The sequence below is a fragment of the Saccharopolyspora kobensis genome (genome assembly GCF_900108315.1).
Lineage (GTDB): Bacteria > Actinomycetota > Actinomycetes > Mycobacteriales > Pseudonocardiaceae > Saccharopolyspora > Saccharopolyspora kobensis.
Genome location: NZ_FNVB01000014.1, coordinates 26,458 through 50,179 on the forward strand (window position 1 = coordinate 26,458; position 23,722 = coordinate 50,179).

Here is a 23,722-nt window from a genome sequence, read left to right on the forward strand (position 1 = left end):
TCAGCGGGCGGGGTCGTACTCGGCCGGGTGCGCGGTGGTGCTCAGGAGGCGACCGCGCGCGCCGAAGGTGAAGTGGGTGGTCGCCGAGCCGGACTCGTCGAGGCCGAAGAGCGCGCCGTGCGAGCGGATGTCGCGCGCGTTCCGGTGGTCGGCCACGGTGACCGCCGCGCACGGGATCACCTTCTCCCGCCAGGCGAACACGTGGATGCCCGGGCGCAGCTGGTAGGTGGTGTGCTCGTCGGTGTCGGCGAGACCGCGCTCCGGCCCGGCCAGGCAGTGCCAGGTGTACCAGTGCGGGCTGAGGTAGACGTGCTCGTAAGCGTGCTGCTCGCTGTACACCCACATCACCCGGCGCCCCAGCAGGCTCGTGGTGGGCGCCGGTGCGGTGCCGGTGACCTCCACGCCGTCGATGACCCCGGGCATGAATCCCTGGGTCACCCGCGGGGCGGTGTCGCCGATCTGGCTCACCACGCTCAGCGCGTGACCGCTGCGCAGGTCCAGCAGCAGCGACACCGCGTCGTTCGGGCGAGTGCTCGTGTGGAACTGCACGTAGTACAGCTGCTCGTCGACCTCGAAGGCCTCGTAGCGATCCGCGCCGCGCTCGTCGCCGTGCGGGTCGCCTTCGGCCGCGACGTAGTCCCAGCGCACCTCGTCGCGGGTGAACTGGTGCTCGACGCGCGATCCGTTGGCGTTGACCAGGGTGATCGTACGGTCGGCCAGCGCGGTGGAGACCGGGCCCTTGTTGGCGTCGAAGCCGTCGGCGAGCTCGTTGAGCGGCGGCCAGGTGGAGGTGTCGGAAAGCGTGGTCATCGATTCGTCCTCGGTGATCTCCGGGGGCGGGACGGGCACGACGATCCCGCCGCGGGCGCGGCGGTGTCTTGTCCCGGGCTGCACCGTCCTTGTCGGTGCGTGCACGCGTCCCGGCCGGACGGCTGTCGCGGCGCCGGGTCCGGGCGATGCTGCAGGCCGCGACTCCCGCTCGCGAACGTCCTCCGTGGACGCAAGCCCCGACGAGGAATGGGGTCCGCCATGGTCGCCACCGGGCTCACCACCTCCGATCGCGCGGCGGGCACCTTCATCGGTGTCTACAGCGCGGTCCTCTACACCGTGCTGCTGACCGCACCGGTGATCGGCGGCGCGCTGACCGCGCAGTTCGGCCTGACGCCGGGCGAGCTCGGCGGCCTGTTCTCGCTCGAACTCGGCGCCTTCAGCCTCGCCACCCTGCCCGCCTACCTGTGGCTGGGCCGGATCGATCCGCGCGCCGCGACCTACGCCTGCACCGCGGTGTTCATCGCGGGCAACGTCGTCTCCGGCCTGCTGGAGAGCTTCCCGCTGCTGGTCGCGGTCCGGGTGATCACCTCGCTGGCCGCGGGTTCGATCACGATCGTGCTGCTCACCCTCAGCGCCCGCACCGCCAACCCGGGCCGCGCCTTCGGCATCTTCGTGGTGAGCCAGCTGGCGATGGGCGCGCTGATCCTGGCCGTGTTCCCGGCCCTCTTCGCCGGTGCCCCCGTCTCAGCGGTGTACTGGACGATGGCCGCGCTCGGCGCGCTGTGCCTGCCGGTGGTGCGCCTGCTGCGCGGCGGCCTGAACGCGCCGGAAGCCACCGCGCACCGCACGCCGAGCGCCAGGTTCGCGCTGGGGCTGGCGGGCATCTTCCTGTTCTACATCGCGCTGAGCGGGGTGTGGACGTTCATGGCCGGGATCTCCTCGGCGGCGGGCACCGATCTCGCCGACACCAGCGTGGTGCTGTCGGTGGCGACGGTGGCCGGCATCGGCTCCGCGCTGATCGCCACGCTCATCGGCGACAGCCCGCACCGCCGCACCTACCTGCTCTCCGGTTACGCGGCGCTGACCGCGAGCATCGCGCTGCTCTTCGGCGCTCCCGGCCTGCTCCGGTTCGCGGTGGCCGCCGTGGTCTTCAAGTTCGCCTGGACGTTCCTGCTGCCGAACCTGCTGACCGCGCTCGCGGACCTCAGCAGCGGGAACCAGGTCATGAACAGCGCGAACCTGATGATCGGCGGCGGCTTCGCGATCGGCCCGTACCTGGCGGGAGTGCTGGTCGACGCGACCGGCGGCCACACCGCGATGCTCGCGGTCTCCCTGACCGCGGTCCTGCTCGCCACGACCTGCGCCGCGATCACCTCCAAACCGGCACCCCACCCCTGACCCGGGTCCCCACGCAATTTCAATGGAAATCAAACAGTGAATTTCAATTGAAATTGCACAAAATCGGACGCACCACCGGTGTGTCGGGCACCGGACGCACCGGAGTTCCGCGATTTCCATTGAAATCGGACGTCTGATTTCCATTGAAATCGCGGAACCTCATGGCCGGTCTCAGCGCAGGTCGGTGGGTGGGTGGCCGTACTCGGCGCGGAAGACCCTGGTGAAGTGGGCGTGGCTGGCGAAGCCCCAGCGGTGCGCGATGTCGGCGATCGTGCGGTGGCGGGTTGCCGGGTCGGCCAGCTCGCGCCGCGCTCGCGCCAGGCGCCGCCGCAGGACGTACCGGCCCGGGGTGTCGCCTTCGGCGGCGAACAGCCTGCCCAGGTGCCGCGCGGACATGCCGACCACGGCGGCGACCCTGGCCGGGGACAGCTCGTGGTCGCCGAGGTGGCGGTCGATGTAGTCCTTGGCCGCGAACAGCGGCGGAGCACCACCGGTCAGCAACGCCCGCAGCAGGTCCAGCGCCGTTTCGTCCGCGCCGTCGGCCACCGCCTCCGGGCGGGCCGCCACCGACTCCAGCAGGGTGCGCAGCGCCCGCAGCGCCGATCAGTCCGCGTCGAACTTGGCCGGGCTGGGCACTTCCGCGAACAGCTCGCGCGGAATGTCCACCAGCAGCTGGCGCATCGGCGCGGCGAAGCCGAACAGGTAGGACCGGCGCGTGTCGTACACGACCAGCTCGCCCGCGCCGAGGGTCAGGCAGCCCCGGCCGTGGTAGAACACTGCCTCGCCGGAGAGCACCAGGCTCGCGAACACCGAATCCTTCGGCAGCGCACGGCATGCCGCCGAGGTCCGCTCGATGACGTGCTCGTTGCCGGCGATGTCGGCCATCCGCAGCGCGCCGAACCGCACGTTGGTCTGGGTGGCCAGCAATCCCTGCTCGGCGTAGGGAGAGCACTTCAAGCCCACCAGCGCGCGGCGGTTGTACTCCTCCCACGCGGCCACCCGGTCGGCCGGGTCGAGGCGCGCCGTGGACACTCGCGAGATCAGCGAAACAGGCTGAGTCATCACGGCCTCCCGCCGGCGCGCCTCGTTGCGGGGGCAGGGTAACCCCGCGCCGCGCCCCGCCTCAAGCGGCCAGGTAGCCGCCGTCCACCGGCACCACGGCCCCGGTGACGTAGCGGGCGGCCGGCGAGCAGAGGAACTCGATCACCGAGGCGACCTCGTCGGGTTCGCCGAGCCGGCCCATCGGGATCCGCTCCAGCACCGCGGCGGAAGCCACCGGATCGTCGAGCACGCCGCGCGCCAGCGGGGTGACCACGAAACCCGGTGCCACGCAGTTGACCCGCACGCCCAGCGGCGCGTACTCGGCAGCCAGCGAGCGGGTGAGCTGGCTGACGCCGCCCTTGCTCGCGCTGTAGGCCGGCCGGTCGGCGCTGCCGGTGAAGGCGAACATCGACGACACCGTGACGACCGAACCGCCCGTGGCGGCCAGCCGGTCGCGGGCGGCGGAGCACGCGGTGAGCACCGAGGTGAGGTTCACCGCGAGCACCCGCTCCCACACCTCCGGCTCGTACTCCCGCCGGTCGCCGCTGATGCCTGCGCAGGCCACCAGGTGCTCCACCACGTCGACCTCGCCGATCAGCCCGGCCAGCGCCGACCGGTCGGTGACGTCCTGCTCGGCGATCGCGATCCGCTCGTGCGCGGGCAACTGGCCCGGCTCGGCGGGCGGCAGCCCGATCGCCAGCACCTCCGACCCGCGCTCGGCGAACCGCAGCGCGGTGGCGGCTCCGATGCCCGAGGTTCCACCGGTGATCACCACGGTCACGGCCGCACCACCACCTTCACCTCACCGGCACCCGCGCGCAGGCCGCGCTCCACCACCTCGTCGAGCGCCACCGTCGAGGTGACGATCCGGGAGAAGTCCACGCCCTGCGAAGCGAGCCGGATCAGTTCCGGGAAGGTGTCCCGGTAGCCGACGGTCGCGATGATGGACTGCTCGCGGTTGACGAGCGCGAAGGCGTCGAAGTCCAGGCGCCCGCCGAGCCCGACGAGCACCACGCGCCCGCCCGCCCGCGTCACCGCGATCGATTTGTCCAACGTGGACTGGACGCCGACCACCTCGAAGGCCACGTCCACCTCGGGTACGTCGTCGCCGACGCTGGTGGCTCCCAGCTCCACCGCCAGCTCGCGCCGCGCGGCGTCCGGGTCGACACCGTGGATCCGCTGCACGCCCAGTTGCCGCGCGAGCAGCGTGATCAGCAACCCGATCGGCCCGAGCCCGACCACCGCGATCGATTCGCCGGGACGCGCTCCCGACCGCCGCAGCGCGTGCAGCGCCACCGAGGCGGGCTCGAAAACCGCTGCCTGCTCGAAGGAAACGTCCTCGGGCAGCACGTGCGCCATGTACGCCGGGACGGTGGCGTACTCGGCCAGACCGCCGTGCCCCATCAACCCGGCGAACCCGAAGTGCGCGCAGATGTTGTACTCCCCCGCCCGGCAGCGATCGCAGCGCCCGCACCGGTAGTGCGGTTCGATCGCCAACCGGTCGCCTTCGGCCAGACCGCGCACTTCGGCGCCGACCGCGGTGACCGTGCCGCAGAACTCGTGCCCGAGAACCAGTGGCGCCACCACCCCGGATTCCGGGTGCGGCCGATCCACCGGAATCGCGTGCGGCCCGTCGACGAACTCGTGCTTGTCGCTACCGCAGATCCCGCAGTATGCGACCCGAACCTGCACCTCCCCCGGCCCGGGAGCCCGCACCGGCACTTCGCCGACCCGCACGTCCCCGGCGCCGTGGTACACCGCAGCCTTCATGCCTCCACCTCCGCTCGCCGCTGCAGGACCAGCGGCGCGGTTTCCCGCAGTCCGAACGACAACAGCACCACCACGACCGCGCCGCCCGCTGCGATGAACATGGCCGTCTGCAGGCCCCACTCGTCGGAGGCCCAACCCGCCAGCATCGGCGCCAGGAAACCGCCGCAGAGCTCGCCCACGCCCATCACCAGGCCCAGCGCGGTGGCCAGCGCCCGGCTCGGCACGGTCTCGGCCGGGATCGTCGCCATGAACAGCGTGAAGCAGCCCAGCCCGGTGTAGGTGAGCACGACGATCACCCCGAGCAGCAGCGGTTGCGCCACCAGCACCACGGCCAGCGGGCACAGCGCGGCGACCGCGGTGAACGCGATCATCGTGCGCCGCCTGCCGATGCGGTCCGAGATCGCCGGCGTGGCGAAACCCCACAGCACCCAGGCGACGCCGAAGCAGGCCATCACCGCGCTCATCGTGCCCGGCGAATACCCCTTCACCGAGGCCAGGTAGGTCGGGGCGAAGGTGATGATCACGACGAACCAGGTGAGGTAGCAGGCCGCGATCGCCATGCACAGCGCGATGTTGCGCTGCCTCAGCAGCTGGCCGACCGGCACCTTCGCGCCGGTTTCCACGGCCGCAGCCACCCGGCCGCCGGGCGGCACCTCGCGCACCGAGCGCGCCACCCACACCGCCAGCAGCAGCCCCGGCACGATCGTCAGCAGGAACGCCGCCCGCCAGCCGACGTGCTCGGCGGCCCACACCACGACTACCGGCGAGACGATCCCGCCGAGCAGCCCGGCCGAGGATCCCTGCACCAGCCCCATGTTCAGGCCGCGGCGGTGCTGCTGGGAGGCCTCGATCATCAACGACTGCGCCATCGGCAGCACCGCGCCCTCGGCCAGCCCCATCAGCGCCCTGGCGATCAGCAACCCGGTGAAGCCGGTCATCAGACCGGACGCCGCCGAGCACACCGAGAAACCCAGGATCGCCGCGATCAGCAGCGGTTTCCGCTTCCCGATCCGGTCGGAGACGGTGCCCACGACCATCCCGGACAGCGCCCAGGTCAGCGCCAGCACCCCGGACAGCGCGCCGAGCTGGGTGTTCGACAGCGGGAAGTCCTCGCGGATCATCGGCGCGAGGAACGACAGCGCCTGCCGGTCGAAGAACACGAAACCGAACGACAGGAACAGGATCAGCAGCAGACGGTTCTCGTAGCGGACCGGGTTCACGGCAGCACCCGGCTCAGCGGAACAGCGAGTTGACGTAGTCCGCGCCGATGCCGACGGCGTCGTAGTGCTTCCGGCACAGCTCGATGTAGTCGTGCACGTCGAAGAAACCGGTGGTCTCGCCGTTCTCGTCCAGCCAGATCAGCGGGCCCTTGACGATGAACATGGCCTTCATCGGCTCCTCGCTCTCGTAGGCCACCAGGGTGTGCCCCTCCCCCGGCGCCTCGTAGACGAAGTCTCCGGCCGATGCCGTCCACGGCCGTTCGAGGTAGCCCCACTTGCCGGAGATGGTGTAGGCGAACACCTCGTGCGGGTGGTAGTGCCGGTTGACCAACCCGGCCTTCTTGGCCCGCAGGATGTCCGACCAGGAGTTGTCCTTGACGTTGATCCACAGCGGCCGGGAGCCGACGGTGTCGGAGAACGGCGCGTAGTAGCGGTCGTCGTCGGTGGCCACCTGCGACAGGTAGACCTCCGGCTGCGCGTCCGGTCTGAAGGAGTTCTCGATCGGCTTGAGGTCCTTCCAGAACTCCGTGGTGGGCTGCTCGGGCATCGTCGGCCGCCTTTCCGCTCGCTTTCAGGTGCTGGCATCCAATCCCGCCGGAGGCCCCCGGGTCTTTCCGCTGGCGGACCAGTCCTTGTCCGTCCCGGACACGCTTCCGCCGCCGTTGTAACAGGTGCTACATTTTGATTCGTGACAGACCTTCGCTGGCTGGTCCTCGTGATCAAGGTGCCCGCCGAGCCCTCCCGGCACCGGGTCGCGGTGTGGCGGGAGCTCCGCAAGATCGGTGCGCTCTCCCTCGGGCAAGGTGTGTGGAGCGTGCCCGACGTCCCGGTGTTCGCCGACGGGATCGCCCGCGCCATCGAGCTGACCGAGCAGGCCGGTGGCCAGGCCCTGGCGCTGGACGCCGCCGGGCGCGGCGAATCCGACGCGGTCGCGCTGAAAGCCCAGTTCACCGCGGCGCGTTCTGCCGACTGGACGGAGTTCCTCGCCGACTGCGGCAAGTTCGAGGCGGAACTGGCCAAGGAGATCCGCAACGCCAAGTTCACCCTGGCCGAACTGGAGGAAGAGGAGCAGTCGCTGGAACGGCTGCGCCGCTGGCACCGCGACCTGACCGCCCGCGACGTCTTCGGCGCTCCGGAGGCCCGCGAAGCCGCTGAACGGCTCAAGCAGTGCGCAGCGGCGTGCGAGGACTACGCAGAACGCGTCTTCAACGCGCTGCACAACGGGAGCGAGTGATGCGCTCGAAGCGTCAGATGTGGCCGCTGTACGCCGCGGGTTTCACCACCGCGTTCGGCGCTCACGGCATCGCGGCGAACCTCGGCGGTTTCTCCGATGACGCGGTCACCTCGCTGCTGGTGCTCGGCGCGCTGCTCGCCCTCTACGACGGTGCCGAAGTCCTGCTCAAACCGCTGTTCGGCACCCTCGCCGACCGCATCGGCGCCCGCCCGGTGCTGCTGGGCGGCCTGCTCGGCTTCGCCGCGGCCTCGGCCACCTACGTCATCGCCGACAGCCCCGCCTGGCTGTGGGTGGCGCGTCTGGGCCAGGGCGCCGCGGCGTCGGCCTTCTCGCCGTCCGCTTCGGCGCTCGTCGCCCGGCTCAACCCGTCGGCCAAGCACGGCCGCGCCTTCGGGTCCTACGGCTTCTACAAGTCCATCGGCTACACCCTGGGTCCGCTGCTGGGCGGTGTGCTGGTCTGGGTCGGCGGGTTGCGGCTGCTGTTCGCGGTGATGGCGCTGCTCGGCCTCGCCGTCGCGGTGTGGGCCGCCATCGACGTCCCGTCGGCCCCGCCGCTGCCCAAGGCCCGCCAGACGGTGCTCGACCTCGTCCGGCGCCTCACCGACCTGGCGTTCCTCGCCCCGACGGCGGCGCTGGCCGCGGCGACCGCCGCGCTGTCGGTGGGAGTGGGCTTCCTGCCGGTGACCGGCCGACTGGACGGGCTGGGCCCGGTCGCCACCGGAGCCGCGGTGTCGGTGCTGGCCGCCTGCGCCGCCGTCGTGCAGCCGACGGCCGGGCGGGCACTGGACGCCGGCCGTCTCACGCCGTCCCGCGGCATCGCCGCAGGCCTGCTGCTCACGGCGGTGGGCCTGGCCTGCGCGGTGCTGCCCGGCCTGCTCGGCATCCTGCTCGCCGCCGCGCTCATCGGAGCCGGGACCGGCCTGATCACGCCGCTCGGCTTCGCCGCGCTGGCCGCCGCCACCCCGCAGGAGCGGATGGGCCAGACGATGGGCGCGGCCGAACTCGGCCGGGAGCTCGGCGACGCGGGCGGCCCGCTGCTGGTCGCGGCGATCGCCACGGGCGCAGGGCTGGCCACCGGCTACACCGCGCTCGCCGTCCTGATCGCGCTGGGCCCCGCAGTCGCCTTCGCAGTGCGCGCCGCGCGACTACGTCAGCGGGCGTAGCCGAGGTTCAGCTCCGCAACGGATGAGCGGATCCCTCCCGTCGGCCACGCTTCAACGAGCCGCGCCGACAGGAGGGATCCCCATGACGACAACGCGCCCGAGCCGCCGGCTCAGCGGTCGTGGCCGCAAGGTGTTCCTGGCCGTGCACCTGCTGGCCGCGGCCGCCTGGTTCGGCATCGACCTCGCCGTCGGAGTCCTGGTCATCACGGCCGTGGTCACCGACTCCCCGCAGACCGCGGGCACAGCGCTGCAGGCCGTCGGGTTCTTCGCCGTGTGGCCGATGTTCACCACCAGCGTCCTGTGCCTGGCCTCGGGAGCGGTGCTCGGCCTCGGCGGCAAGTACGGGCTGGTGCGCTACTGGTGGGTGGCGGTCAAACTCGCCATCAACGTGGTCTTCGCCGTGCTGATCCTGGCCGGGCTTCGCCCGGGCATCAACGAGGCGGCCGAGGCCGGCGCCCGGATGGCCGCGGGCGACCCGACCGCCGCGATCCCGCCGACGCTGTTCTTCCCGATCGTGCTCGGGCCGAGCCTGCTGCTCACCGCCTACCTGCTGTCGGTGTTCAAGCCCTGGGGCCGTCTCCAGCAGTGGGCGCCCGCTGCCCGCGAGCTCGCGACGAGTCGGCGCTGAAGAACGACGGAACGCCCCGGGCGAGGTGCCCGGGGCGTTCCATCGTCGGATCAGTCGCGGACGGCCAGCGCCAGTTCGCCGTTGGCGTCCTTCTCGGCGTCGAGCGTCTTGTCCCCGAGCAGGGCGGCGACCTGCGGTTCGAGGAAAACCCGGACCCCGGAGGCCTCGATCACCTCATCGCCCTCCTGGGGCTGATCGGCGATCGAAGCCTGCAGTCCGTCCCCGGCCGGTGCGATGCGCAGCCCGGAGCCTTCTTGAGAGTCACCACCGACGAGGACGAGCTTGATGACCTCGGCGGCGCTCTCACTGATGGTGAGCATGGTGCTCAACTCCTTCTCGGAGCCGGTCAGGTGAAGGGGCCACCGTGTCATCCAATCGGCCCAACACGCAAACCAACCACCCGGGCGTGTCCCCGCCCGAAGCCCCATCCACCCAGGGCAACGTCGACTTCCCGAGAAATCGACGCTCACCCGGGTGACGGTCGACTCCTCGGAAACCGACCGCCACCCGGGTGGGCTCAGGACTGGTAGGCGTCCAGGGGCGGGCAGGAGCAGACCAGGTTCCGGTCGCCGCGGGCACCGTCGATGCGCCGCACCGCCGGCCACACCTTCGCCTCGCCCACGCCCAGCGGGTAGGCCGCCTCCTCGCGGGAGTAGGCGTGGTCCCAGTCCTTGGCCAGGCAGGCCGCCGTGTGCGGGGCTCCGACCAGCGGGTTGTCGTCGGCGGGCCACTGCCCGGCGACGACCTTGTCGATCTCCGCGCGGATCGCGATCATGGCCTCGCAGAAGCGGTCCAGCTCGACCAGGTTCTCGCTCTCGGTCGGCTCCACCATCAGCGTCCCGGCCACCGGGAACGACATGGTCGGCGCGTGGATGCCGTAGTCGGCCAGCCGCTTGGCCACGTCGTCGACGGTGATGCCGCTGGTCTTGCTGATCTGGCGCAGGTCGAGGATGCACTCGTGGGCGACGAACCCGCCCTCACCGGTGTAGAGCACCGGGAAGTAGTTGTTCAGCCGCCGGGCCACGTAGTTGGCCGCCGCGACAGCGGTCAGCGTCGCGCGGCGCAGCCCCTCACCGCCCATCATCCGCACGTAGGCCCACGAGATCGGCAGGATCGAGGCGCTGCCCCACGGGGCCGCGCTGATCGGGCCGACCCCGGTGGCCGGACCGGCCGAGGGCTGCAGCGGGTGGTTCGGCAGGAACGGCGCCAGGTGCTCGCGCACGCCGATCGGGCCGACGCCCGGGCCACCGCCGCCGTGCGGGATGCAGAACGTCTTGTGCAGGTTCAGGTGCGAGACGTCGGAGCCGAACTTGCCCATCCGGGCCAGGCCGATGAGCGCGTTGAGGTTCGCGCCGTCGACGTAGACCTGCCCGCCCGCGTCGTGCACCAGGCCGCACACCTCGCGCACGGTGCCCTCGTAGACGCCGTGCGTGGACGGGTAGGTGATCATGATCGCGGCGAGGTCGTCGGCGTGCTCGGCGACCAGCTCGCGCAGGTGGTCGAGCTCGACGTTGCCGTCGTCGTCGCAGCGCACCACGATCACGCGCATCCCGGCCATGACCGCGCTGGCGGCGTTGGTGCCGTGCGCGCTCGCCGGGATCAGGCACACGTCGCGGGCCGATTCACCACGGCTGCGGTGGTAGGCGCGGATGGCCAGCAGGCCGGCGAACTCGCCCTGGCTGCCCGCGTTGGGCTGCAGGCTCACCGCGTCGTAGCCGGTGACCTCGGCCAGCCAGGTCTCCAGGTCCTTGACCAGCGACAGCAGGCCCTCGGCGTCCTGCGCGGGCGCGAACGGGTGCAGCGAGCCGAACTCCGGCCAGGTGATGGCCTCCATCTCGGCGGTCGCGTTGAGCTTCATCGTGCACGAGCCCAGCGGGATCATGCTGCGGTCCAGCGCGATGTCCTTGTCCGACAGCCGCCGCAGGTAGCGCAGCAGCGAGGTCTCCGAGTGGTGGGAGTGGAACACCGGGTGCGTCAGGTACTCGGAGGTGCGGCGCAGGGCCGCCGGAAGCGCGTCAGCGGTCTGCGCGTCCAGCTCGTCGACGTCCACGCCGTCGATCCCGAACGCCTGCCACACCGTCTCCAGGTGCGCTCGCGTGGTGGTCTCGTCGCAGCTGACGCCCACGTGGTCGGCGTCGACCCGGCGCAGGTTGATGCCGCCGCGCCGAGCCGCGGCCACGACCTCGTCCGCCCGGCCGGGCACCTTCGCGACGATCGTGTCGAAGAACTCCCGGTGCAGCAGCTCGACGCCGCCGCGCCGCAGCTGCTCGGCCAGCACCGCGGCCATCCGGTGCGCGCGGGTCGCGATCGCCCGCAGCCCGGCCGGACCGTGGTAGACGGCGTACATCGACGCCATCACGGCCAGCAGCACCTGCGCGGTGCAGATGTTGCTGGTCGCCTTCTCCCGGCGGATGTGCTGCTCGCGGGTCTGCAGCGCGAGCCGGTAGGCCTTGTCGCCGTCGGCGTCGACGCTCACCCCGACCAGCCGCCCGGGCAGCTGCCGCTCCAGGCCCTTGGCCACGGCCATGAACCCGGCGTGCGGGCCGCCGAAGCCCATCGGCACGCCGAAGCGCTGGGTGCTGCCGACCACCACGTCGGCACCGATCTCACCGGGCGCGCGCAGCAGCGTCAGCGACAGCAGGTCGGTGGCCACCACGACCTTGGCGCCGCGCTCGTGGACCTCGGCGATGATCGCCTCGTGGTCGCGCAGCGCACCGGAGGCACCCGGGTAGGACAGCAGCGCGCCGTAGAACTCGCCCTCCGGCAGGCCCTCCGACAGGTCGGCCACGACGACCTCGATGCCCAGCGGCTCGGCGCGCGTCTCGATGACCGCGATGGTCTGCGGCAGGGTGTCGGCGTCGACCAGGAACCGCGGCGACTTGGACTTGCCCGCGCGGCGCACCAGCGTCATGCCCTCGGCCGCGGCGGTCGCCTCGTCCAGCATCGAGGCGTTGGCCACCGGCACCCCGGCCAGGTCGGCCACCATCGTCTGGAAGTTCAGCAGCGCTTCCAGCCTGCCCTGCGAGATCTCCGGCTGGTACGGCGTGTACGCGGTGTACCAGGCCGGGTTCTCCAGCACGTTGCGCAGGATGACCGGCGGGGTCGTGGTGCCGTAGTAGCCGAGCCCGATCATCTCGGTGTGCGGGTTGCAGCGGCGCGCGAGCTCGCGCAGCTCGGCCAGCGCCGCCGATTCGGTGGCCGGGTCCGGCAGCGCCAGCCGCAGGTCGTCCTCGCGAATGGCCTCCGGCACCGCGCTGCGGCCCAGTTCCTCCAGCGAGCCGACGCCGATCACGTCGAGCATGCGGGCCAGTTCGGCCGGCGCCGGTCCGACGTGCCGGTCGGCGAACGGCGTGCCGTGCTCCAGAGCTGCCAGGGGAATGCGGTCGTCGGTCATCGCCAAACCTCAATCATCGCGGCGAACAGGGGATGGCAGTGCAGCTGGGACTGCGCTGTTCTCTCCCCCTCTGTCCCCGTCCGCGAAGCGAACGCCTGAGAGCTTCACCCGGGAACCGGGCTTGCACCGTCGGCGGGGTGGCACCACGCCCGTGGTGCACCCTCTTTCCAGAGGTATCTCGCCCGTGCGGTCCAGGTGGCCTGAGAGGTTGTCGGGGAGGGTTGCTCCTTCGGCGCCGACCGCGGCTGGGCGCCGGGCCGGACTCTCCCGCACGGGGTCGGCGATGCGTGGAGCTTACCCGATCAGCAGGCCCTCACGGACCCGCGATGCGAGCTGCGGCACAGTGCCGCGACCGGCTCAGCCGGTCTCGGCCTGCCGGTCCCGGCGACGCCGGGACAGCTCGTCCTCGGCCTGCACCATCTCGCCGCCGTCGGCCCGCTCGGCCGGGAACTCGTGGATGGTGCCGCTGATCTCGCGCATCGCACCGCTGACGGCGATGCCGAACACCCCTTGGCCGCCCTGCAGCAGATCGACCACCTCCTCCGCGGAGGTGCACTCGTAGACCGTCGTGCCATCGCTGAACAACGTCAACCGCGCCAGGTCCTGCACGCCGCGGTTGCGCAAGTGCTCCACCGCGACCCGGATGTTGTGCAGCGACACCCCGGTGTCCAGCAGCCGCTTGACCACCTTGAGCACCAGGATGTCCTTGAACGAGTACAGCCGCTGGGAGCCGGAGCCCGCCGCACCGCGGATGGACGGGCCGACCAGCTTGGTGCGCGCCCAGTAGTCCAACTGGCGGTAGGTGATGCCGGCGATCTGGCAGGCGGCCGGGCCCCGGTAGCCGACCAGTTCGTCCGGCAGCGAGGCGTCTGGGAACAGCCCACCCTGCTCCGCGGCAGCATCCCCGTTGGACGCTTCCTCGACCACGCCTGCCTCCCCTCGTCCGGCTTGTCGCCGACGACGATCACCAGCGCCCGAATCGCTTCGATCAGGGCCGCGAACGCCCCGCCGACCGCGGTCCGGTAGCACCACCGCATCGGCAGTTCACCCGTTGAATCACACCGGGGCAATTTCGCGTAACCCGACGGTATGCCTGCCGCGCGGGGAGGTCAACGCGACGCGCGGGGCACCACCGACGACCCGGCCCCCGCCTGCGCCAGCAGGCGGGGGCCGGGAACACCTGATCGGCCGACCGTTACGTGTCGGCCCCTCTAAAATCCTCGGGCGACACCGAATCGAGGAACTCGCGGAACTTCTCCACCTCGTCCTCCTGCTCGTCGGGGATGATCAGCCCGGCCTCGTCCAGCACCGATTCGTCGGCGTGGATCGGCACTCCGATGCGCAGCGCCAGCGCCACCGAGTCGCTCGGCCGCGCGGAGACCCGCACATCCCCGTCGAACACCAGCTCGGCGAAGAAGGTGCCCTCCTGCAGATCGGTGATCCGCACCTGCTCCAGGTCGCGCCCCAGAGCGCCGATGACGTCCTTGAGCAGGTCGTGCGTCAGCGGTCGCTGCGGTCGCACGCCCTGCTGCTCGAGCGCGATGGCCGTCGCCTCGACCGAGCCGATCCAGATCGGCAGGTAACGCTCGCCGTGCGCCTCGCGCAACAGCAGGATCGGCTGGTTGGCTGGTAGTTCCACTCGCACGCCGACGACGCGCATCTCACTGCTCATCGTCACATCGCCTCCTCCAGCGCGCCGAAGCGTGACATCCCTGTCGAGGATCGCGCACCGACGCCTTCGACGCTACCCGCGATACGGCGGCCACGCCCATCCCTCCGGCGGCCTCACCGGCCGCCGCTGCCACAGCTTTCCCACCGGATGCCCGATCGCCTCCGGTGGGCCCGAACCGCTGGCCGAGCTCGTCATCGAGCATTACCAGCACGATACACCGCCGACCGGTCGCGCGGACCGCCGGAAATGAAGCCGCTGCAACGGCAGAACCGGTTGCGGCGCCGAGAAATTCCCCGCTGCGGATGCCACTCGACCCCGGTCGCGCAAGTACCGCGACGCGCCAGCGGGGCGGCGCCGGGATGGCGTCGCCCCGCTGGCGGGCCGGAAGTCGGATCCGGGTCTCAGCGCCCGTCGATCGGCCCGGTCAGGAACACCAACCGGAACTTGCCGATCTGCACCTCGTCGCCGTTGGCCAGCACCGAGGTGTCCACCGGTTCGCGGTTGACGTAGGTGCCGTTGAGGCTGCCCACGTCGACGACCACGAAGTCGTTGCCCTCGCGGCGGAACTCCGCGTGCCGACGGGAAACCGTGACGTCGTCGAGGAAGATGTCGCTGTCCGGGTGCCGACCCGCGCTGGTGGTCTCCCGGTCCAGCAGGAACCGCGAGCCCGCGTTCGGACCGCGCTTGACCACCAGCAGGGCGTTGCCCGCGGGCAGTGCGTCGACCCCGGACGCGGCGGCGGGCTCCGGGGCCGGGCTCTCGGTGCTCTCCGGCTCCGAGAGGAACGGCCTGAAGACCGAGGTGGTCTCCGGTGACTGCTCCGGCGGAACCTCGCCGAAGCCGCTGTTCTGGCTCACCTGAGCTCTCCTCCACGCGGATAGATCGTGCTAAATATGTGCCCAACGTACCGTGCCTGGGCAGGCGTTGGACGCGGGACTCCCGACATTCTCCCGGGCGACCCCGACAGATCGACGATCATCCCTGGTCGATCAGCTTCTGGTAAGCCTCGGCGTCGAGCAGATCGGCGAACTGCTCCGGTTCGGCGAGCTTGATCTCGACCATCCAGCCGCCGTCCTGCGGCGCCGAATTGACCAACTCGGGCTGGTCCTCCAGCTCGCCGTTGCGGGCGGTCACCTCGCCGGTGACCGGAGCGTAGATGTCCGACACGCTCTTGGTCGACTCCACCTCACCCATGGAGTCCCCCGCCGAGACCTGCTCTCCCAGCTCGGGCAGCTGCACGAACACCACATCGCCGAGCTGCTGCTGGGCGTAGTCGGTGATCCCGATGCGCACGGTGTCCTCGCCGGTGCGCTGGACCCACTCGTGCTCTTCGGTGTACTTGATCTCGTCCGGGGCCGCCACGTGGTCCCGCCTTCCTCGTCCGCTGCTGCTCTTCGGATCGCCGGCCGCGCTGGTGGCGTGATCGGCTCGGCGAGCGTATGCAGCTCGCGGTGCCGCCCGCAAGGCGACCCCCGGTGGCGTCCGCCCAGCCCACCCGCGGGCGTCGGCGAACGCCGGTCACGCTCGCGCCGGCCGGCGGCGGGCCTGGTGCACCGCGGCCACCACCTGCCCCAGGTACAGAACTCCGGCCCACAGGTACAGCGCGCCGCCCCAGCAGGTGAAGGCGTAGGCGACCGGACGCACCACTTCGGACAGCGGGAACTCCTCCTGCACCAGCAACAACAGCGGGAACGCGTACATCAGGCAGAAGGTCGCGGCCTTGCCGAGGTAGTGCACCTCGGGCGGCTCGTAGCCGTGCCAGCGCAGCACCGGCAGGCACAGGGTCAGCACCACGTCCCGCAGCACCAGCGCGGCGGCGACCCACCAGGGCACCACGTCGCGCAGCACGAAGGCCACCAGGGTGGCGACGATGTAGAGGCGGTCGGCGGCCGGGTCGAGCAGCTCGCCGAGGCGGCTGTACTGGTTGAGCCAGCGGGCGAGCTTGCCGTCGAGCCAGTCGGTGATCCCGCTGACCACCAGCACCAGCAGGGCGAGCAGGTCGGCCTTGGGGCCGAGCAGCAGCCACAGGAACAGCGGCACCCCGGCCAGCCGGAGCACGCTGAGCAGGTTCGGCAGTGTCCACCATGGATCGGCCCACACCCCGGCGGCGGCTTCGCGGATCCGGGCTATGCCGTGGTCCTGGCGATGCTCCGGCGAGCGACCGGGGTCGCCCCCGTGGCCTCCGCTCGTGGTGTTCTCCGTGGTGCGCTCGGCGTCCTGCACCACGAGCCTCCCCTGAATGGTTGTGCGTGCTACCCCAGATGCACGGATGCGCATCCCCTCCGGGTCAGGATCTCACATTCGACGCACAACACACCTGGCGGCCGGGCTCCCCCGCGGTTCGCTGGATTTCCGGACTGGTTTCGCGTGGCGGGGCCTGCAGCGCAACCTCAGCGCCCGCCTGGACTCGCGGTGTCCGGCCTCGTCCGCGACCAGTGCGCGGCGGCCGGGCCGTCCTCGCCGGGCGACCGCGAGCGCCGAGGGCGATGTGCTCCCGCGGCGCCCGCGATTGGCTCCCGACCGGCGCCGGTCGGCCGTCGCAGCTGCGGCGACCGACCGGAATCAAGAGCGGCAGATCGGGCCGGGTGGGCGGTGGGAGCCGGCGGGGTCAGGCCCGGGTGCGGCTCCAGCCGCGGCGGCGGAGCTCGGCGTCGGTGAGGAAGCGCGCGCGCCCGCGGTCGTCGACGCCCGCCCAGCGGGCACCGGCGGAGCCCTCGAGCACGTAGGAATGGCCACCGCTCCACACCACGCTGCACGGCGCGGTGGGCAGTTCGGCCGAGGTGGCCGGGCGCGTTTCGACCTGTGCGGTGGATGCCTCGGGGGACCGGGCCGGTTCCGTGCTCATCGTTGCAGCACCTCCGTTTTCTGCTTCTGTTGTCGGCGCGGCGCGCGCTTTTGTTAGCCCGATCTCAGACTCGGACTCGATTGTGATCGCTCGTGCGCGCTGCGTCGCGCCGAAGCCGGACCGCAGCGCCCAGCGGACGCGTTCCGTCGCCGAGCTGCCGTCGGCGATAGGCCGGGCGCTACGCCCAGCCGAACTCGGGCGAACCGCTCACCGGGGACACCTGTTCGCATCGCGGCACGAGGGCTCTGGCGCACCCGGTGGTTGTGCGGTAGGACGACAGGCAATTGGCGGCGGATGCGGGAGGTAGTTGGTCATGGGTGCCTATGCCGAGGCCCACCGGCGGAGCTTGACCGACCCGGAGGGTTTCTGGCTCGACGCGGCGGCGGCGATCGAGTGGGAGCGCGAACCGTCGCGCGCCCTCGACCGCGACGCCGACCCGTTCTTCCGCTGGTTCCCCGACGGCGAGCTCAACACCTGCTTCAACGCGCTGGACCGGCACGTCCGCGACGGCCGCGGCGAGCAGGACGCGCTGATCTGGGACTCGGCGATGACCGGCCAGGTCGTCCGCTGGACCTACCGGGAGCTACTGGAGCGGGTGGCGCTGTTCGCCGGGGCGCTGCGCGCGCAGGGCGTGCAGCGCGGTGACCGCGTGGTGCTCTACCTGCCGATGATCCCGGAGGCCGCGATCGCGATGCTGGCCTGCGCCCGCATCGGCGCGGTGCACTCGGTGGTCTTCGGCGGCTTCGCGCCGAAGGAGCTGGCCGCGCGCATCGAGGACGCCCGGCCGACCGTGGTCGTCGCGGCCTCCTGCGGGCTGGAGCCCAACCGGGTCGTCGAGTACAAGCCGATCGTCGACGAGGCGCTGCGGCTGACCGAGCACCAGCCCGAGCGCGTCATCGTGTTCCAGCGCGAGCAGGCGCGCGCCGAGCTCGGCGAGCGGGACGTGGACTGGGACGACGCGCTGGCGCAGGCCGAACCGGCCGAGTGCGTCCCGGTCAAGGCCACCGATCCGCTGTACGTGCTCTACACCTCGGGCACCACGGGCCGCCCGAAGGGCGTGGTGCGGGACAACGGCGGGCACGCCGTGGCGCTGCGCTGGTCGATGGCCAACATCTACGACATCGGGCCGGGCGAGGTGTTCTGGACCGCCTCCGACGTCGGCTGGGTGGTCGGCCACTCCTACATCGTCTACGCGCCGCTGCTGACCGGGGCCACCACGGTGATGTACGAGGGCAAGCCGGTGGGCACGCCGGACGCGGGCGCGTTCTGGCGGGTCATCGCCGATCACCGGGTCAAGGCGCTGTTCACCGCGCCGACCGCGTTCCGGGCGATCAAGCGGGTGGACCCGCGGGCCGAGCTGCTGGCCAAGCACGACATCTCCAGCCTGCGGACGTTGTTCCTGGCCGGCGAGCGGCTGGACCCGGAGACCTACCACTGGGCGGCCGAGCACCTCGGCGTGCCGGTGATCGACCACTGGTGGCAGACCGAGACGGGCTGGCCGATCTGCGCGAACCTGCGCGGGCTGGAGCCGATGCCGGTCAAGCCGGGGTCGCCGACGGTGGCGGTGCCCGGCTACGACGTGGTGGTGCTGGACCAGGCGGGCAACCCGCTGCCGCCGGAGACCGACGGCGCGATCTGCATCCGGCTGCCGCTGCCGCCGGGCACGCTGCCGACGCTGTGGGGCGATGACGAGCGGTTCCGCGAGTCCTACCTGTCGCGCTACCCCGGCTACTACCTGACCGGCGACAACGGCTACGTGGACGCCGACGGGTACGTGTTCGTGATGGGCCGGACCGACGACGTGATCAACGTCGCCGGGCACCGGTTGTCCACCGGCTCGATGGAAGCGGTGCTGGCGGCGCACCCCGCGGTCGCCGAGTGCGCCGTGATCGGGGTGCGCGACGCGTTGAAGGGGCAGGTGCCGCGCGGGCTGGTGGTGCTCAAGTCCGGTGTGGACGTCGATCCGGAGGTGCTGCGGGCGGAGTTGGTCGCGGCGGTGCGCGAGCAGATCGGCCCGGTGGCGGCGTTCCGCGATGTCGCGGTGGTCGACGGGCTGCCCAAGACGCGCTCGGGCAAGATCCTGCGCAAGTCGATGCGCGAGATCGCCGACAGCGGCGACACCAAGGTCCCGTCCACCATCGAGGACCCGGCGGTGCTCGACCGACTCCGCCCGGCCCTGCGCGGCGAGTCCTGACCCGGTCCCCAGCGGCGGGACGGTCGGCTTCGCGCGAAATCGACCGTCCCGCCCGCGGGTGGGAACCGATGCGTCCGTTCGGACGCTTCGCCGGTCGGCTTTGGTCTATACCTTTGGGTGCACCGTTCCCGAGCCACGAGGAGCGCACGCACATGACCTCACGCCCGACCCGACCAACGGTGCGCAGAGCCGCGCTCGCCGTTGTGGCCGGTGCGCTGATCGCCGGGACCGCGGTTCCCGCGACGGCCGCACCTGCCGTGGAGAACCCAGCCATGGACAACCTCATTCCCGCCCCCGAATCGGTGCGACCGGATCCGGCGACGACCTTCGAACTGTCCCAGCAGACGTCGATCCGGGCCTCCGGCGAAGCCGCCGAGGTCGGCGAATACCTGGCCGGGATCCTGCGGCCGCCGACCGGGTTCCCGGTGCCGGTGAACCGCGGCAAGCTCGGCACCGGCGACATCGCGCTGGAGCTCGACGCCGCCGCGGAAACCGGCCCGGCCGGATACCGGCTGCACGTCACCGAGGAGACCATCGATCTGCGCGCCGCCAGCACCGAAGGGCTGTTCAACGGCGTGCAGACGCTGCGGCAGCTGCTGCCCGCCGCGATCGAGAGCCGCACCGAGCAGCCCGGCCCGTGGCCGGTGCCCGGCGGCGAGATCGTCGACCGGCCGCGGTTCGAGCACCGGGCCGCGATGCTCGACGTCGCACGGCACTTCTTCACCGTCGAGCAGGTCAAGCGCTACATCGACCAGATCACCCGGTACAAGATCAACCGGCTGCACCTGCACCTGACCGACGACCAGGGCTGGCGCATCGACATCGACAGCTGGCCGAAGCTCACCGAGTACGGCGGCAGCACCGAGGTCGGTGGCGGCCCGGGCGGGCACTACAGCAAGCAGGACTACGCCGAGATCGTCGAGTACGCCGCCGCCCGGCACGTGGTGGTGATCCCCGAGATCGACATGCCCGGGCACACCAACGCGGCGTTGGCCTCCTACGCCGAGCTGAACTGCGACGGGGTGGCACCGCCGCTCTACACCGGCATCGAGGTCGGCTTCAGCTCGCTGTGCGTGGACAAGGAGATCACCTACGAGTTCGTCGAGGACGTCATCCGCGAGCTCGCCGAGATCACGCCCGGCCCGTACCTGCACATCGGCGGCGACGAGGCGGACGCGACCAGCGAGGAGGACTACAAGAAGTTCGTCTCGCGGGTGCTGCCGATGGTGGCGAAGTACGGCAAGACCGCGGTCGGCTGGCACGAGTACGCCAAGGCCGCCCCGCAGGGCGAGGCGGTGGTGCAGTACTGGGGCACCGAGAACAGCGATCCGCTGCTGCCCGAGGCGGTGGCGCGCGGCAACAAGATCCTGGTCTCACCGGCGAACAAGTCCTACTTGGACATGAAGTACGACGAGAACACCCCGCTGGGCCTGAAGTGGGCCGGGTTCATCGAGGTCGCCGACGCCTACGGCTGGGACCCGGGCAGCTACCTGCAGGGCGTGCCGGAAGAAGCGGTCCTTGGCGTGGAAGCGCCGCTGTGGTCGGAAACCCTGGAGAACTCCGACCACATCGAGTTCATGGCCTTCCCCCGCCTGCCCGCCCTCGCCGAACTGGCCTGGTCCCCGAAGTCGGCCCAGGACTGGGAGTCCTTCGCCCAGCGCCTGGCCGCCCACGGACCCCGCCTGGAGGCCTCCGGCATCAACTACTACAGGTCGCCCCAGATCCCCTGGAACGACTGAGCAACCCGGTGGAGGGCGCCCCGAGGCGCCCTCCCCCCTCACTCCCCCGCCGGTAGCTTGGGTTCCAGGACCGCCCACCACTCCGCGAGGGTGGGGCGCTCGGCCAGGTCGGCGAAGGTGATCTGGACGCCGAGGCGCCGCCACTTCTCCACCAGGGTCATGATCCGCACCGAGTCCAGGCCCCAGTCGATGAGGTTCTCCTCGTCGGTCAGCTCCGCGGGATCCTCGTAGAGCAGCTCCGCGACCTGCTCGCGGACCTCTTCCAGCGTCAACTTCTGCGACATCGCACGCACTCCTGGGAAATCGTCAGGCCACTTCGGACTCGCGCGCCGCGAGGTCCTGCGCCAGGCGCTGCGCGGTGTCGACCACCGCGCACCGCTTGGCGGCGTAGGTCAGCGCCATCCGGTGCTCCTCCGCGGAGAAGTCCGCGACCGCGTCGGCGACCAGGAACGCCTGGACCTCCTGCTGGAAGGCCTCGGCGGCGGTCATCAGGCAGCCGATGTGGGCGTAGATCCCGGTGATGATCAGCTGATCGCGCCCCCAGTCCCGCAGCAGCTGGCGCAGCTCGGTGCGCTGGAAGGCGCTGTAGCGCCACTTGGTCAGCAGCACGTCACCGTCGCCCGGCGCGAGCTCGTCGATGATCGCCTCCTGCGCCGGGTCGGCCACCCCGGGCCCCCACCACTCCAGCTGCAGGCCGCGCTGCTCGGGCGTCTGGCCACCGGGCTGCGCGCAGTACACCACCGGAACGCCTGCCGCGCGGGCGCGTTCGCGCAGCAACCCGATGTTGGGCACCACCTGGTCCAGCGGTTCGCCCTCGGCCGGGAAGGCGTTGACGAAGTGCCGCTCCATGTCGTGGATCAGCAGCACCGCGCGGTTCGGGTCGGGCCGCCACGACACGCGGTTCTCCGGCAGCTCGTCGGGCTGCGGAACCCGGTACGGGGGGATGGTCGGAAGCGCCACGGGCGGCCTCCTCCTGTAGTCGGTGATCGTTTCCTGCTCGGGTCAGCGGCGTTCGAGCTCCGGCACCAGCTCCCGGCTGATCGCCTCCCGGAGGTCGCGCTTGCTGACCTTGCCGACGCCGGTCTGCGGGAACTGCTCGACGAACTCGACGCGGTCCGGCACCTTGTAGGCGGCCAGCCCGCGCTCGCGCACGAACTTGATCAGCTCGCGCGCCTTGGGCGGCGTGCCGCGCGGGACGACGAAGGCGCAGCTGCGCTCGCCGAGGTAGTCGTCGGGCATCGACACCACGGCCGCGTCGTGCACCGCCGGGTGGGCCAGCAGGTGGTTCTCCACCTCTTCCGCGGCGATCTTCTCGCCACCGCGGTTGATCTGGTCCTTCGCGCGGCCCTCCACGACGATGTTGCCCGCCGCGGTCAGCCGGACGACGTCGCCGGTGCGGTAGAAGCCGTCGGCGGTGAAGGCCTTCGCGTTGTGCTCGGCGGCCCGGTAGTAGCCGCGGATGGTGTAGGGCCCGCGGGTGAGCAGGTGCCCGGTTCCACCCGGCGGCACCGGGTTGTCCTCGTCGTCGACGACCAGCACCTCGTCGTCCGGCGAGATCGGCCGGCCCTGGGTGGTGAGGATGACGTCCTCGGGGTCGTCGAGGCGGGTGTAGTTCACCAGGCCCTCGGCCATGCCGAAGACCTGCTGCAGGGTCGCGCCGAGCACGGGCCGCACCCGGCGGGCGACCTCCTCGCTGCACTTGGCCCCGCCGACCTGGAGGACCTCCAGGCTGGACAGGTCGTGCTCGGTGCCGCTCGCCGCGTCCAGCCACACCAGCGCCAGCGGCGGCACCGCGGCGGCCAGCGTGACGCGCTCGCGCTCCACCAGCGGGAACACCTCGTCCGGGCTGGGCCTGCGGGCCAGCACCACGCGGCCACCCGCGTGCAGGACGCCGAAGGTGCCGGGAGAGCTCATCGGGAAGTTGTGCGCGATGGGCAGCGCCCCGAGGTAGACGGTGTCGGCGGTGACGCCGCAGATCTCGTTGCTGGCGCGGAAGGAGTAGATGTAGTCGTCGTGGGTGCGCGGGATCAGCTTGGGCACCCCGGTGCTGCCGCCGGACAGCTGCAGGAACGCCAGGTCGCCCGGCTCCGGGCCGGTCAGCTCCGCCGGTTCGGCGTCCACCTCGGACAGCGCCCGGAACTCGCCGGGCTCACCGGCGATGAACACCTGCAGCTCCGGCAGCTTCGCCACCACCTCGGCGGCCAGCTTCCGGTGGTCGAAACCGGCTTCGACGTCGGTGGTGATGTAGGCGGCGGCCCCGCTGAACTCGCAGAAGTAGGAGATCTCGGTCAACCGGTGCGACGGCAGCGCGAAGACCGGCACGGCGCCCAGCCGGAACAGCGCGAAGCACACGTCGAAGAACTCGGCGATGTTGGGCAGCTGCACGACGACGCGGTCGCCCTTGCCGATGCCCGCATCGCGCAGCCCGGCGGCGAGGCGGTCGGCGCGCACGTCGAGCTCGCCGTAGGACACCCGGCGGTCGCCGTCCACCACCGCGATGCGCTCGGGGTGCTCGGCGGCGCGTTCGCGCAGCATCTGGCCGAAGGTGTAGCCGCGCCAGTAGCCCGCCGCGCGGTAGCGGTCGGCGAACTCCGGCGGCCAGATCGGGTGGTCCGGTTGCGGTGCGGTCATTGCTCAGCCCCTTCAGAACACG

General features: G+C 71.4%; 24 protein-coding genes and 1 riboswitch. Of the genes, 6 read left to right on the forward strand and 18 right to left on the reverse strand.

Going from position 1 to position 23,722, the window contains the following annotated elements:
• Positions 1-810 carry a molybdenum cofactor biosynthesis F family protein gene (locus C4T78_RS33210; protein ID WP_093348649.1) on the reverse strand — a complete coding sequence of 270 codons (810 nt, stop codon included), beginning with the start codon at positions 808-810 and terminating at the stop codon, positions 1-3.
• A gap of 219 nt (positions 811-1,029) precedes the next feature.
• Here C4T78_RS33210 and C4T78_RS33215 point away from each other — a divergent pair, with 219 nt between their 5' ends.
• Entirely contained in the window at positions 1,030-2,169 is a 1,140-nt protein-coding gene (locus C4T78_RS33215) for an MFS transporter (RefSeq protein WP_218161477.1), read from the forward strand.
• 171 nt (positions 2,170-2,340) lie between these two features.
• Here C4T78_RS33215 and C4T78_RS36835 read toward each other — a convergent pair whose 3' ends face one another.
• The 6 genes from C4T78_RS36835 to C4T78_RS33240 all read right to left on the reverse strand — a co-directional run bounded on the left by C4T78_RS36835 (position 2,341) and on the right by C4T78_RS33240 (position 6,747).
• Positions 2,341-2,736: a helix-turn-helix domain-containing protein gene (locus C4T78_RS36835; protein ID WP_218161476.1), complete on the reverse strand. Its 396-nt coding sequence runs from the start codon at positions 2,734-2,736 to the stop codon at positions 2,341-2,343.
• 36 nt (positions 2,737-2,772) lie between these two features.
• Positions 2,773-3,231 carry an AraC-like ligand-binding domain-containing protein gene (locus tag C4T78_RS36840; RefSeq protein WP_218161475.1) on the reverse strand — a complete coding sequence of 153 codons (459 nt, stop codon included), beginning with the start codon at positions 3,229-3,231 and terminating at the stop codon, positions 2,773-2,775.
• Between the two features lie 61 nt (positions 3,232-3,292).
• On the reverse strand, positions 3,293-3,991 hold the full coding sequence (locus C4T78_RS33225; protein WP_093348060.1) for an SDR family NAD(P)-dependent oxidoreductase: 699 nt from the start codon (positions 3,989-3,991) through the stop codon (positions 3,293-3,295).
• Positions 3,988-4,980: an alcohol dehydrogenase catalytic domain-containing protein gene (locus C4T78_RS33230; RefSeq protein WP_093348057.1), complete on the reverse strand. Its 993-nt coding sequence runs from the start codon at positions 4,978-4,980 to the stop codon at positions 3,988-3,990. The genes C4T78_RS33225 and C4T78_RS33230 overlap by 4 nt, the downstream gene beginning before the upstream one ends.
• On the reverse strand, positions 4,977-6,200 hold the full coding sequence (locus tag C4T78_RS33235) for an MFS transporter (protein ID WP_093348054.1): 1,224 nt from the start codon (positions 6,198-6,200) through the stop codon (positions 4,977-4,979). The genes C4T78_RS33230 and C4T78_RS33235 overlap by 4 nt, the downstream gene beginning before the upstream one ends.
• Positions 6,201-6,213: 13 nt before the next feature.
• Entirely contained in the window at positions 6,214-6,747 is a 534-nt protein-coding gene (locus C4T78_RS33240) for a 2,4'-dihydroxyacetophenone dioxygenase family protein (RefSeq protein WP_093348050.1), read from the reverse strand.
• A 141-nt stretch (positions 6,748-6,888) separates the two neighbouring features.
• Here C4T78_RS33240 and C4T78_RS33245 point away from each other — a divergent pair, with 141 nt between their 5' ends.
• From C4T78_RS33245 to C4T78_RS33255, 3 genes are all read left to right on the forward strand, one after another.
• A complete protein-coding gene (locus C4T78_RS33245) occupies positions 6,889-7,434 on the forward strand; it encodes a Chromate resistance protein ChrB (protein WP_093348047.1) in 546 nt (181 codons plus the stop codon).
• Positions 7,434-8,597 carry an MFS transporter gene (locus C4T78_RS33250; RefSeq protein WP_218161474.1) on the forward strand — a complete coding sequence of 388 codons (1,164 nt, stop codon included), beginning with the start codon at positions 7,434-7,436 and terminating at the stop codon, positions 8,595-8,597. The genes C4T78_RS33245 and C4T78_RS33250 overlap by 1 nt, the downstream gene beginning before the upstream one ends.
• Positions 8,598-8,679: 82 nt before the next feature.
• Positions 8,680-9,225, forward strand: coding sequence for a hypothetical protein (locus C4T78_RS33255; protein ID WP_093348045.1), 546 nt, complete (start codon positions 8,680-8,682; stop codon positions 9,223-9,225).
• Between the two features lie 50 nt (positions 9,226-9,275).
• Here the strand turns inward: C4T78_RS33255 and C4T78_RS33260 are convergent, their stop codons facing one another.
• The 8 genes from C4T78_RS33260 to C4T78_RS33295 all read right to left on the reverse strand — a co-directional run bounded on the left by C4T78_RS33260 (position 9,276) and on the right by C4T78_RS33295 (position 17,136).
• On the reverse strand, positions 9,276-9,545 hold the full coding sequence (locus tag C4T78_RS33260; RefSeq protein ID WP_093146455.1) for a HesB/YadR/YfhF-family protein: 270 nt from the start codon (positions 9,543-9,545) through the stop codon (positions 9,276-9,278).
• A gap of 197 nt (positions 9,546-9,742) precedes the next feature.
• Positions 9,743-12,619 carry an aminomethyl-transferring glycine dehydrogenase gene (gene gcvP / locus C4T78_RS33265; RefSeq protein ID WP_093348041.1) on the reverse strand — a complete coding sequence of 959 codons (2,877 nt, stop codon included), beginning with the start codon at positions 12,617-12,619 and terminating at the stop codon, positions 9,743-9,745.
• 177 nt (positions 12,620-12,796) lie between these two features.
• Positions 12,797-12,899: riboswitch (glycine riboswitch) on the reverse strand.
• 77 nt (positions 12,900-12,976) lie between these two features.
• Positions 12,977-13,546 (reverse strand): MerR family transcriptional regulator, encoded by a 570-nt coding sequence (locus C4T78_RS33270; RefSeq protein ID WP_093348038.1) that lies wholly within the window; start codon positions 13,544-13,546, stop codon positions 12,977-12,979.
• Positions 13,547-13,814: 268 nt separating this feature from the next.
• Positions 13,815-14,291 (reverse strand): bifunctional nuclease family protein, encoded by a 477-nt coding sequence (locus C4T78_RS33275; RefSeq protein ID WP_093147450.1) that lies wholly within the window; start codon positions 14,289-14,291, stop codon positions 13,815-13,817.
• A gap of 401 nt (positions 14,292-14,692) precedes the next feature.
• Positions 14,693-15,148 carry a glycogen accumulation regulator GarA gene (garA, locus tag C4T78_RS33280; RefSeq protein ID WP_093146452.1) on the reverse strand — a complete coding sequence of 152 codons (456 nt, stop codon included), beginning with the start codon at positions 15,146-15,148 and terminating at the stop codon, positions 14,693-14,695.
• A gap of 118 nt (positions 15,149-15,266) precedes the next feature.
• Positions 15,267-15,653, reverse strand: a complete 387-nt coding sequence (gcvH, locus tag C4T78_RS33285; RefSeq protein ID WP_093348036.1) for a glycine cleavage system protein GcvH — start codon at positions 15,651-15,653, stop codon at positions 15,267-15,269.
• Between the two features lie 156 nt (positions 15,654-15,809).
• On the reverse strand, positions 15,810-16,517 hold the full coding sequence (clsA, locus tag C4T78_RS33290) for a cardiolipin synthase ClsA (protein WP_093348033.1): 708 nt from the start codon (positions 16,515-16,517) through the stop codon (positions 15,810-15,812).
• Between the two features lie 382 nt (positions 16,518-16,899).
• Positions 16,900-17,136 carry a hypothetical protein gene (locus tag C4T78_RS33295; RefSeq protein ID WP_093146449.1) on the reverse strand — a complete coding sequence of 79 codons (237 nt, stop codon included), beginning with the start codon at positions 17,134-17,136 and terminating at the stop codon, positions 16,900-16,902.
• A 313-nt stretch (positions 17,137-17,449) separates the two neighbouring features.
• Here C4T78_RS33295 and C4T78_RS33300 point away from each other — a divergent pair, with 313 nt between their 5' ends.
• Positions 17,450-19,330 (forward strand): propionyl-CoA synthetase, encoded by a 1,881-nt coding sequence (locus C4T78_RS33300; RefSeq protein ID WP_093348030.1) that lies wholly within the window; start codon positions 17,450-17,452, stop codon positions 19,328-19,330.
• A gap of 152 nt (positions 19,331-19,482) precedes the next feature.
• Complete coding sequence (locus C4T78_RS33305) at positions 19,483-21,069, forward strand: beta-N-acetylhexosaminidase (RefSeq protein ID WP_093348028.1); 1,587 nt, start codon at positions 19,483-19,485, stop codon at positions 21,067-21,069.
• Between the two features lie 38 nt (positions 21,070-21,107).
• On the opposite strand, the gene C4T78_RS36670 is transcribed toward C4T78_RS33305, so the two are convergent.
• From C4T78_RS36670 to C4T78_RS33315, 3 genes are read right to left on the reverse strand one after another with little or no spacing between them, the layout of a single operon-like run.
• Positions 21,108-21,353 carry a phosphopantetheine-binding protein gene (locus C4T78_RS36670; protein WP_177247434.1) on the reverse strand — a complete coding sequence of 82 codons (246 nt, stop codon included), beginning with the start codon at positions 21,351-21,353 and terminating at the stop codon, positions 21,108-21,110.
• A gap of 22 nt (positions 21,354-21,375) precedes the next feature.
• Complete coding sequence (locus C4T78_RS33310; protein WP_177247433.1) at positions 21,376-22,029, reverse strand: isochorismatase family protein; 654 nt, start codon at positions 22,027-22,029, stop codon at positions 21,376-21,378.
• 42 nt (positions 22,030-22,071) lie between these two features.
• Entirely contained in the window at positions 22,072-23,700 is a 1,629-nt protein-coding gene (locus C4T78_RS33315) for a (2,3-dihydroxybenzoyl)adenylate synthase (RefSeq protein WP_093348026.1), read from the reverse strand.
• Between the last annotated feature and the right edge of the window lie 22 nt (positions 23,701-23,722).